Consider the following 9618-nt stretch of genomic DNA (forward strand, 5'->3'; position numbering starts at 1 on the left):
AACCAGACCTGGACGCCACCGCCGCCGGGGGCGGTCCGGGCGGCGGTGGCGTCCAGGTCTGGTTGCCCCGGTGCCGCATGGCCACCGTCAACGCCTCGGGGTGGCCCACGGCGCGGGCGCGCGCCTGGCGCAGGCCGGCCAGCGCCTCGTCGTGCCGGAACACCCCGGAGGGTCCGACCGCACCACGCTCCATCCGCGCCCGGAGGAACGCGAGCTCGGTGACGGCGTCCTGGTACTCCGAGACGGCCTTCGCCACCTGCCGGCCCGAGCCCCGCCGCACCGCGGCCCGCCAGCCGCGCCTGCCGGCCAGGCTGGACAGCAGCGGGACCTCGCTCGGGGCGATCCAGCCGGCCCGGGCGAAGCCGGGCAGCTGGTCGATCACGGTGCGCTGCTCGCGCCTGCGCTGCCACACCACCACGGCCGCAACGGCCAGGAACATCGGCACCATGATGAACCCGTAGACCGTGAAGAACACGGCACCGCCGTACAGCGAAGCCGACGCGTTCCAGAGCGCGTGGAGCGTCACCGCCAGTAGATAGCCGACGGGCACGGTGACCAGTGCGACGCCCAGGCTGCGGCTGCGGGCGGCGATTCCGGCGCCGATCCCGGTCATCACCGTGAACAGCGGGTGGGCGAACGGCGAGAGCACACCGCGCAGCAGGAGCACGGCCACCACCCCGCTCCCCTGCCCGACCATGTCGCCCTCGGAGAAGGCCCGGCCGATGTAGAGGATGTTCTCGGTGAACGCGAACCCCGCCCCCACCAGCCCGGCGTAGACGATCCCGTCGACGATCCCGTCGAACTCCCGCCTGCGCAGAGCCAGCAGGCCGACGACGAAGATGCCCTTCACCGCCTCCTCCACCACCGGGGCGATCGCGACCGTCCCGAGGACGTCACCGCTTCCGCGGCCGACGACCTCGTCGGCCACCAGCACCGCGCTCGAGTTGATCAGCAGCGCCGTGAGGGCGGCGAAGCAGGCGCCCCACAGGAACGCGGTCAGCAGCAGCCGCGGCGGCTCCGGCTCCCAGCGGTCGACCCACAGGAACGTCGCGACGACGGGGCCGACCGGCAGCAGCGCGCACAGCGCACCGACCAGGACTCCGCCCGGCCCGACCGTGCTGCCGAACACCCCGAGGACGATCAGCCCGCAGATCGCGAGCGCCACGAGTCCGAGGACCGGGCCGAGCACGCCGCGGCGCTGCCGTCCGATTGTGGGCATCGGAACGGCCCGGGTCGCCTGCGCCATGGGCCGAGAGCCTACGGGCGCCCACTACGGGGCGTGCACGTCACTCACCCGGCTTCTCGCGCGGCTCGTCATCCGGGGTACGGCAGCACCATTCCAACCACAGAGCGCCACCGACGAGGACGAGAGCGCACGCCAGGCCGACGCCGGCCGCCAGTGAGTCGTCGGCCGCGGCCGTGACGTCGGCGGCCCGGGGCAGCACGTGGGCGAGCAGCCCGGCCCACACGCCCGCCATGACCGCGCCGGCCAGCGACGACGCCTTGGCGACGAGCACCGCCCTCGCCGCCACCAGCGGTTGCACCGGCTGCGTTCCCGGCCGGTGCCGGATGCGGGCGCGCAGCGCGCTCCCGGCCAGCGCCTCGGCCACCCCCAGCACGCCCAGCGTCGCCCCGGCCGGGAGCGGGAGCGCCGGCAGCGAGTTGTAGGTGAGCCGCACGATCAGGTTCACGATCAGTCCCGTCACGAGCGCGACGGCGAGCAGATGGCGCGGGCGCGTCAGCGTCATGGCACGAGCACCAGGTCGTCCCGTCGCCGCATCCCGGACTCGGCGTCGGGCCCCAGCGCCGCCAGCAGCGCGGCGACCGGGCCGTGTCCGGGTAGCTGCGCGTCCGCGTCCACGTCGAGCCAGGGCCGCAGCACGGTGGCGCGCTCGGGCGTGCCGGGGTGCGGCAGCAGGAGGTCCGGATGCGTGCTCCGCACCGGGCCGTCCGGGCCGTCCACCGTGACGACGTCGACGTCCAGCGTCCGGGGACCCCAGCGGACCTCGCGGACCCGGCCGGACGCCTCCTCCAGGCCCTGTCCGCGGCGCAGCCACCCCCAGGCGTCGGTCCGGGGGTCGTCGACGACGACCACGGCGTTGAGGAAGTCGTCCTGCTCCACGCCGCCCCAGGGGGCCGTCTCGTACACCGGTGACGCCGTGACCAGCACGCCGGCGAACCCCTCGACGGCCGCCCGCAGGTGGGCGAACCGGTCACCCAGGTTCGATCCCAACGACAGCACGGCGCGGGTCACGCCGGGATGATCCGGGGCTGCGGGTCGCGGCGCGAGCGGCGGACCACCACGGACACGTCGGCGAACTCCAGCGGGATCGGAGCCTGCGGCTTGTGCAGCACGACCTCGACGGACTGCACGCGGCCGTCGGTCATGACGTCGTCGGCGACGCGTCCCGCCACGGCCTCGATGAGGTTGTACGGCTCACCACCGACGATCGCGGCGACCCGCTGGGCGAGCACCCCGTAGTGCAGGGTGTCGGTGAGGTCGTCCGACGCCGCGGCCGCGGCCAGGTCCATCCAGACCGTGACGTCCACGACGAAGTCCTGCCCGTCGCGGCGCTCGTGGTCGAACACCCCGTGGTGCCCGCGGACCTTCAGCCCTCGCAGCTCGATCCGGTCGGTCATCGCCCGTCCTGGGAGGCGGTGCTGGCCCGGGACGTACCCAGCTGCCATGCCGCGGCCACCGCGACCGCGTCCAGCGTGCTGTGCACGTCGTGCACGCGCACGCCCCACGCACCGTTGTAGGCCGCCAGAGCACTCACCGCCGCCGTGGCACCGTCGCGGTAGTCGAACGGCCGCGGCGTGCCGTCGGCGTCGGCCAGCAACTGACCGAGGAAGCGCTTGCGGGAGGCGCCCACGAGCACCGGGAAGCCGAGCGCGGTCAGCACGTCGAGCCTGCGCAGCAGCGCCCAGTTGTGTGCCGCGGTCTTCGCGAAGCCCAGACCGGGGTCGAGCACCAGGCTCGACGGCTCGACGCCCGCCAGTACTGCTGCGTCCACCCTGGCCACGAGCTCGTCACGCACCTCGCCGACTACGTCCTCGTAGGTGGCGAGCGAGTTCATCCGGTCGCTGTGCCCCCGCCAGTGCATCAGGATCCACGGCACGCGCGCCTGAGCGACGGTGACGGCCATCGCGCGGTCGGCGAGGCCACCGGAGACGTCGTTGACGACGGAGGCACCCGCCTCGACGGCCGCCTCGGCCACCGCCGCCCTCGTGGTGTCGATGCTGACCCGCACACCCTCCGCCACCAGGTCCCGGATCACCGGGAGCACCCGGGCCTTCTCCACGTCGGCCTCGACACGGCCGGCGCCGGGGCGGGTGGACTCACCGCCCACGTCGACGAGGTCGGCCCCGGCCTCGTGCATCGCGACGCCGTGCGCCACCGCGTGCTGACGGTCCAGGTAGCGGCCCCCGTCCGAGAACGAGTCGGGCGTGACGTTGAGGACGCCCATCACCACGCACCGCCCGGGCCGGGGCAGTCCGGGTAGCTCCGGGCGGGTGCCCACCCGCCTCACCCGCTCCGGATCAGCGAGAGCGCCTCGGCCCGCGACGTCGGCGAGGACTGGAACATCCCGCGTACCGCTGACGTGACGGTGCGCGACCCCGGCTTGCGGATGCCCCGCATGCCCATGCAGAGGTGCTCGGCCTCGATCACGACGATCACACCGCGCGGGACGAGCTTGCGCACCATCGCGTCGGCGACCTGCCCGGTGAGCCGCTCCTGCACCTGCGGGCGCCGCGCGTAGAGATCGACCAGACGTGCCAGCTTGGACAGCCCGGTGACGCGCCCATCCACGTTCGGAATGTAACCGACGTGCGCCATGCCGTGGAAGGGAACCAGGTGGTGTTCGCACGTGCTGAACACCGGGATGTCCTTGACGAGGATGAGCTCCTGATGGTGCTCGTCGAACGTCTTCTCCAGCACGGTGTCCGGATCGACGTACAGGCCGGCGAAGATCTCCTCGTAGGCCCGGGCGACCCGGGCCGGGGTGTCGCGCAGACCGTCGCGCTCGGGGTCCTCCCCGATCGCGATCAGCAACTCGCGCACGGCGGCCTCGGCGCGTTCCCGATCCATCCTGGGCTTACCGTCCGCGGCGCCCCGCTCGAACGCGTCGGCCGCGGAGGCTCCCGTGTCGCCCAGTGCTCCCGAGCTCAGCGCGACCCGTCCTCGTCCGGACCCTTACCGTTCTCCTGCGGCGGTGCGGGCGGCGGAACGGGCCCGTCGGCGTGACCGTTGCCCGCGGCGGGCGGGGCGGTCGGCGGCCACGGCGGCTGCTGCCACTGCCCGGCCGGCGGCCAGGGCTGGCCGTGCGGCGTGGTGGCGGGACGCCAGTCGGCCGGCGCACCGTAGTTGGGCTGTACCGAGTTGGGCTGGCCGGGGCCGGGCTGCTGCGCGGGCCCGGGCTGCTGCATCGGAGGGGGACCCCAGTTCTGCTGGGGAGCCGTCGGCGGCCCGTACCCGCCGGGGGCAGTGGCCGGGAACGGAGGCTGACCGGGACCGCCGGGATACCCACCGTGCGGACCGGGACCGGGCGTGGGCACCGGACCCCCGTTGGGCCCGGGGGTGGGCACCGCGTAACCGCCGCCCGGGTAGGACCCGACGGGGGCGGGCTCGCGCTGCGGCTCGGTGTTGGGCGGCCACGGCTCGCCGCGCTCCCTGGCCCGCTCGGCCGGAGTCTGGATCGGCGGCTTGTCCGACGGGGTGCGCCCGCCGAAGTCGTTGAACGCGGTGATCCGCGGCCGCTTCTCCACCCGGTCGAAGATGCGCTCGAGGTCCCGGCGGGTGAGCGTCTCCTTCTCCAGGAGCTCGAACACCAGGTCGTCGAGCACGTCGCGGTAGGTGTTGAGGATCTCCCAGGCCTCCGTGTGCGCGGCCTCGATCAGCGCGCGCACCTCCTCGTCGATCTCGTGGGCGACCTCGAGGGAGTAGTCGGCCTGGTTGCCCATCGACCGGCCGAGGAACGGGTCGCCCTGGTCGCGGCCGTAGCGGACGGCACCCAGCCGAGCGCTCATGCCGTACTCGGTGACCATCGCCTTGGCGATCTTCGTGGCCTGGTCGATGTCGGAGGAGGCGCCGGTGGTGGGCTCGTGGAAGACGAGCTCCTCCGCCGACCGGCCGCCCATCGCGAACACCAGCCGCCCGATCATCTCCGAACGGGTCATCAGGCCCTTGTCGTCCTCGGGAACGACGAGCGCGTGGCCACCGGTGCGCCCGCGGGGCAGGATCGTGAGCTTGTAGACCGGCTCGAGGTCCGGCATCGCCCAGGCCGCGAGCGCGTGGCCGCCCTCGTGGTAGGCGGTGATCTTCTTCTCCTGCTCGGAGATGATCTTGCCCTTGCGCCGCGGACCGCCGACGACGCGGTCGACGGACTCCTCCAGCGCCGCGCCGTTGATCAGCGTGCCGTTCTCCCGCGCCGTGAGCAGCGCAGCCTCGTTGACGACGTTGGCGAGGTCGGCGCCGGACATGCCGACCGTGCGCTTGGCCAGGCCCTCGAAGTCGACGTCGTTCGCGAACGGCTTGCCCTTGGAGTGGACGGCCAGGATCGCGCGCCGGCCCGCGAGGTCGGGAGCGCCGACCGGGATCTGGCGGTCGAAGCGGCCGGGGCGCAGCAGCGCGGGGTCGAGGATGTCGGGCCGGTTGGTGGCCGCGATCAGGATGATGCCGCCGCGGGCGTCGAACCCGTCCATCTCGACGAGGAGCTGGTTGAGCGTCTGCTCGCGCTCGTCGTGGCCACCGCCGAGGCCCGCGCCGCGCTGGCGGCCGACCGCGTCGATCTCGTCGACGAAGATGATGCAGGGCGAGTTCTGCTTGGCCTGCTCGAACAGGTCGCGCACCCGGGACGCACCGACACCGACGAACATCTCGACGAAGTCGGAGCCGGAGATCGTGTAGAACGGCACGCCCGCCTCGCCCGCCACGGCGCGCGCGAGCAGCGTCTTGCCGGTGCCGGGAGGGCCGTACAGCAGCACGCCCTTCGGGATCTTCGCGCCGAGCGCCTGGTAACGGCCGGGGTTCTGCAGGAAGTCCTTGATCTCGTGGAGCTCCTCGACCGCCTCGTCGGCGCCCGCGACATCACCGAAGGTGGTCTTCGGCATGTCCTTGTTGAGCTGCTTGGCCTTCGACTTGCCGAAGGACATCACGCGGTTCCCGCCGCCCTGCGCGTTGTTCATCATCCAGAACAGGATGAGCAGCACGAGGCCGAGCGGGATCAGGTAGATGAGGATCGTGGTCAGGAACGACTCCTGGCGCACGACCGTGTTGAACGACGGCTTGTTGCCCGCCGTCTCCAACGCCTGCACGATGGGGCCACTGGTCTGCGCCGGGTACTGGGTGATGACCTGGGTGGCGCCGTTGACCGGCTGGTTCAGGGTGAGGCGCAGCTGCTGCTCGTTGTCCTCGATCAGCGCGTCCTTGACGTTGCCGCTGCTGATCTGGGCGAGCGCGACCGACGTGGGCACCTGGGTGTAGCCGCGAGTGTCGTCGAAGAGCACGCTGAAGGTGAAGTAGACCAGGATCGCGGCGAGGATCCAGATCAGCGGGTTGCGGAGCAGGCGCTTGCGGTCCATGCAGCTTCGGCCGTGCGGCCTTCACCCTCCCTGGCGAGATTCTCCGACGGAGACCCGGCGCAGCACACTGACCGGCCCTGAGTCCGCCAGGATAGCGGTCTTGAAGCCGGGCCGCGTCGTCGACGTCGACCGACGCACCCCTCATGGGTACGTGCTGGTACAACGGCCGGAAGGGGACCGGTGTTCCCACCTCGTCTTTCCCGGCAAAGCCGGGGTATCCCGCACAGACCGCTGTCGTTGAGTTGACGGCGGTAGTGATCGACATCGGCCGGCGGCCGGTGATGGGGGAGTGCACATGAGGTTCCGGTTCCGTGGTGTCGCGCTGGGCATCGCCGTCGGCGTGGTTGCGCTCGGCGCGTTCGCCGCCCCGGCAGCGACGGCAGCACCGGCACGACCATCGGTACCTGCGGAAACCACCACGAACCAAGCCGAATGGGCACCGGCCGACACGGCCGCGATCCACCCCGGCGTGGTCACCGAGACCACCGGCGGCGGGGCCTGCACCAGCAACTTCGTCTTCACCTCCGGCGACCGGACGTTCCTCGGCCAGGCCGCCCACTGCGCCGGCACCGGCGAGGCCACCGAGACCAACGGGTGCGACTCCGGCACCGGACCCGTCGGCACCCTCGTCACCATCAAGGCGGCCGACGGCACCGACCGCACCGGCACACTCGCCTACAGCTCCTGGGTCACCATGCAGGGCAACGGCGAGTCCGACCCCGACACCTGCGCCTACAACGACTTCGCGCTGGTCGAGATCGCGCCGGAGGACGTCGCCGACGTCAACCCGAGCATCCCGTTCTTCGGCGGCCCCGTCGGCATCGACACCGACGGCCTGGTCGCGGGCGAGCCCGTCTACAGCTACGGGAACTCGCCGCTGCGTGCGGGCGTCAAGGCGCTCAGCCCGAAGGCAGGCGCCAGCGCGGCCGAGGCGGGCGGCGGCCGCAGCCACGAGGTCTACACGATCACCCCCGGCGTCCCCGGTGACTCGGGCAGCGCGTTCGTCGACGGGAAGGGCGACGCCATCGGCCTGCTCTCCACGCTCAACCTCGCCCCGCTGCCCGTGAGCAACGGTGTGAGCGACCTCGCCCACGACCTGCAGTACGCCAACGCCAACGGCGGCCTCGGCGACATCCAGCTCGTGCCGGGCACGCAGCCGTTCACCCCGGCGCCCCCCGGCGTTTCGGCCACCACGCTCGCCGGGCCGGCCGGACCGCCCGTGGGCTGAGCGGCCACCGTCCGACACGAACGGCGCCTTCCCTGCCCGGCAGGGAAGGCGCCGTTCGCGCGTTCAGGCGTAGACGGCCGGGTCCAGCGTCCCGATGAACGGCAGGTCGCGGTAGCGCTCGGCGTAGTCGAGGCCGTAACCGACCACGAACTCGTTGGGGATGTCGAAGCCCACGTACTTCACGGGGACGTCGACCTTCACCGCGTCCGGCTTGCGCAGCAGCGTGACCACCTGGAGCGACGCGGGCTGGCGCGACTCCAGGTTCTTCAGCAGCCAGGACAGGGTCAGCCCCGAGTCGATGATGTCCTCGACGATCAGCACGTGGCGGCCTGCGATGTCGCGGTCGAGGTCCTTGAGGATGCGGACCACCCCGGACGACGACGTGGCGGAGCCGTAGGAGCTGACCGCCATGAACTCGAGCTGCACCGGCAGCGGCAACGCCCTCGCGAGGTCGGTCATGAACATCACCGCGCCCTTGAGGACCCCGACGAGCAGGAGGTCCGACTCGGCCTGCTCGGACGCGTAGTCCGCACCGATCTGTGCGGCCAGCTCAGCGATCTTGTCACGGATCGCCTGCTCGGTGACCAGCGTCGAGGCGATGTCGCCGTCGTACACGCGGACGTCCTCCTGCGGTATCGGGGAAGATCAGCCCGATGGCCAGCGGACCGGGCGCAGGAGCAGCCTGCCACGCTCCCGCACCAGCTCCAACCCACCGGGAAGGGCCACTCCCGCACGATCCGGACCATGAGCTGCAAGAACGTCAGCGGCGCGCAGATGCACCTCAGTGAGTGTGGTCACGGCCGAGGCCGCCAACCAGGCCCTCAGCACCCTCCGGCGCACCGCAGGCGGCGTGGCCACGAGCGGTTCGAGGCGCAGCGCGTCGCCGTCACGGGCCTCCGCGACCAGGGCTGTGGCCAGCGCGTCCAGTGCGTCGTCGTCCTCCCGCAGCTGCGCGGCGGTACGCGCCAGCGCCGCCGCCACTCCCCCGGCGAGCACGTCCTCCAGCAGCGGCATCACCTCGTGCCGCAACCGCACGCGGGTGAACCTCGGGTCGACGTTGTGCGGGTCGTCCCACACCGGGAGGTCCAGGGCAGCGCATGCCGCCACGGTGACCGCGCGCCGCACCCCCAGCAGCGGGCGTGACCAGGGCGGATCCCAGGCACGCATGCCCGCGATCGACCGCGCTCCCGAACCCCGTCCGAGCCCGAGCAGCACCGTCTCGGCCTGGTCGTCGAGCGTGTGGCCGAGCAGCACCGGCGCAGCCGGGTGGGGGCGCGCGGCGCGCAGGGCGGCGTAGCGGGCCCGCCGGGCCGCGGCCTCCGTGCCGCCGGGGCCGCCGACCTCCACGCGGTGGACCGACGCCACGGCGCCCATGCCCGTGAGCAGCTCGGCAGTGGCGGCGGCCTGCCGGGCCGAGCCCTCCTGCAGACCGTGGTCGACCACGGCGGCATGCACCTCGCCCGCACCCCGGACGGTCAGGGCCGCGGCGGCGAGGGCGAGCGAGTCGGCCCCACCGGAGCAGGCCACGAGCAGCGGGGCGTCCCGGTACGGGGAGGGCAGCGCCGCGAGGGCGGTGCGGACGGCACGCCGGACCTCGGCGACCGCGGCGTCGACGCGTCGCTGCGCCTGGTCGGCCACCGGTCCCTCCCCGCCTAGCCACGACCGCCCCGCGAACCCGCGGGACCTGGGATGCGAGTGTGCCGGACGGGCTCCGGGACCCAGGCGGCGCGCAGGCACGCACCCGGGCGACTCGCGCACGCAGATCGGGCGACTCGCGGGCGGAATCCGGGCGACTCGCGGGGAGGGTT

General features: G+C 72.9%; 10 protein-coding genes. 1 reads left to right on the top strand and 9 read right to left on the bottom strand.

The features are described from left to right. From HF577_RS34875 to ftsH, 7 genes are all read right to left on the bottom strand, one after another. Positions 1-1246: PrsW family intramembrane metalloprotease (locus tag HF577_RS34875; RefSeq protein ID WP_169400269.1), on the bottom strand; the 1246-nt coding region annotated here is incomplete at its 3' end. Between the two features lie 40 nt (positions 1247-1286). After that, positions 1287-1748: a DUF3180 domain-containing protein gene (locus HF577_RS34880; protein WP_169400270.1), complete on the bottom strand. Its 462-nt coding sequence runs from the start codon at positions 1746-1748 to the stop codon at positions 1287-1289. Further along, on the bottom strand, positions 1745-2254 hold the full coding sequence (gene folK / locus HF577_RS34885; protein ID WP_169400271.1) for a 2-amino-4-hydroxy-6-hydroxymethyldihydropteridine diphosphokinase: 510 nt from the start codon (positions 2252-2254) through the stop codon (positions 1745-1747). Before folK ends, HF577_RS34880 begins: the two co-directional genes overlap by 4 nt. Then, on the bottom strand, positions 2251-2640 hold the full coding sequence (folB, locus tag HF577_RS34890) for a dihydroneopterin aldolase (protein WP_169400272.1): 390 nt from the start codon (positions 2638-2640) through the stop codon (positions 2251-2253). The genes folK and folB overlap by 4 nt, the downstream gene beginning before the upstream one ends. Continuing rightward, complete coding sequence (gene folP, locus HF577_RS34895; protein WP_169400276.1) at positions 2637-3467, bottom strand: dihydropteroate synthase; 831 nt, start codon at positions 3465-3467, stop codon at positions 2637-2639. The genes folB and folP overlap by 4 nt, the downstream gene beginning before the upstream one ends. 59 nt (positions 3468-3526) lie before the next feature. Further along, positions 3527-4090 (bottom strand): GTP cyclohydrolase I FolE, encoded by a 564-nt coding sequence (folE, locus tag HF577_RS34900; RefSeq protein WP_211175307.1) that lies wholly within the window; start codon positions 4088-4090, stop codon positions 3527-3529. 77 nt (positions 4091-4167) lie between these two features. Continuing rightward, complete coding sequence (ftsH, locus tag HF577_RS34905; protein ID WP_169400273.1) at positions 4168-6582, bottom strand: ATP-dependent zinc metalloprotease FtsH; 2415 nt, start codon at positions 6580-6582, stop codon at positions 4168-4170. 295 nt (positions 6583-6877) lie between these two features. Between ftsH and HF577_RS34910 the strand changes: the two genes are divergently transcribed. Then, a complete protein-coding gene (locus tag HF577_RS34910) occupies positions 6878-7810 on the top strand; it encodes a serine protease (protein ID WP_211175308.1) in 933 nt (310 codons plus the stop codon). 63 nt (positions 7811-7873) lie between these two features. Here the strand turns inward: HF577_RS34910 and hpt are convergent, their stop codons facing one another. Both hpt and tilS read right to left on the bottom strand, forming a co-directional pair. Beyond that, complete coding sequence (gene hpt / locus HF577_RS34915; RefSeq protein WP_169400274.1) at positions 7874-8425, bottom strand: hypoxanthine phosphoribosyltransferase; 552 nt, start codon at positions 8423-8425, stop codon at positions 7874-7876. A 30-nt stretch (positions 8426-8455) separates the two neighbouring features. Continuing rightward, complete coding sequence (gene tilS, locus HF577_RS34920; RefSeq protein WP_169400275.1) at positions 8456-9448, bottom strand: tRNA lysidine(34) synthetase TilS; 993 nt, start codon at positions 9446-9448, stop codon at positions 8456-8458. Positions 9449-9618 lie beyond the last annotated feature (170 nt).

Origin of the sequence: Pseudonocardia xinjiangensis, assembly GCF_012911925.1 — a bacterium.
Lineage (GTDB): Bacteria > Actinomycetota > Actinomycetes > Mycobacteriales > Pseudonocardiaceae > Pseudonocardia > Pseudonocardia xinjiangensis.

Bases quoted from the DNA above. Each gene is read 5' to 3' on its own strand.
- HF577_RS34880 (WP_169400270.1), bottom strand. From the start codon at position 1,748: ATGACGCTGACGCGCCCGCGCCATCTGCTCGCCGTCGCGCTCGTGACG.
- folB (WP_169400272.1), bottom strand. From the start codon at position 2,640: ATGACCGACCGGATCGAGCTGCGAGGGCTGAAGGTCCGCGGGCACCAC.
- folP (WP_169400276.1), bottom strand. From the start codon at position 3,467: ATGGGCGTCCTCAACGTCACGCCCGACTCGTTCTCGGACGGGGGCCGC.
- folE (WP_211175307.1), bottom strand. From the start codon at position 4,090: ATGGATCGGGAACGCGCCGAGGCCGCCGTGCGCGAGTTGCTGATCGCG.
- ftsH (WP_169400273.1), bottom strand. From the start codon at position 6,582: ATGGACCGCAAGCGCCTGCTCCGCAACCCGCTGATCTGGATCCTCGCC.
- HF577_RS34910 (WP_211175308.1), top strand. From the start codon at position 6,878: ATGAGGTTCCGGTTCCGTGGTGTCGCGCTGGGCATCGCCGTCGGCGTG.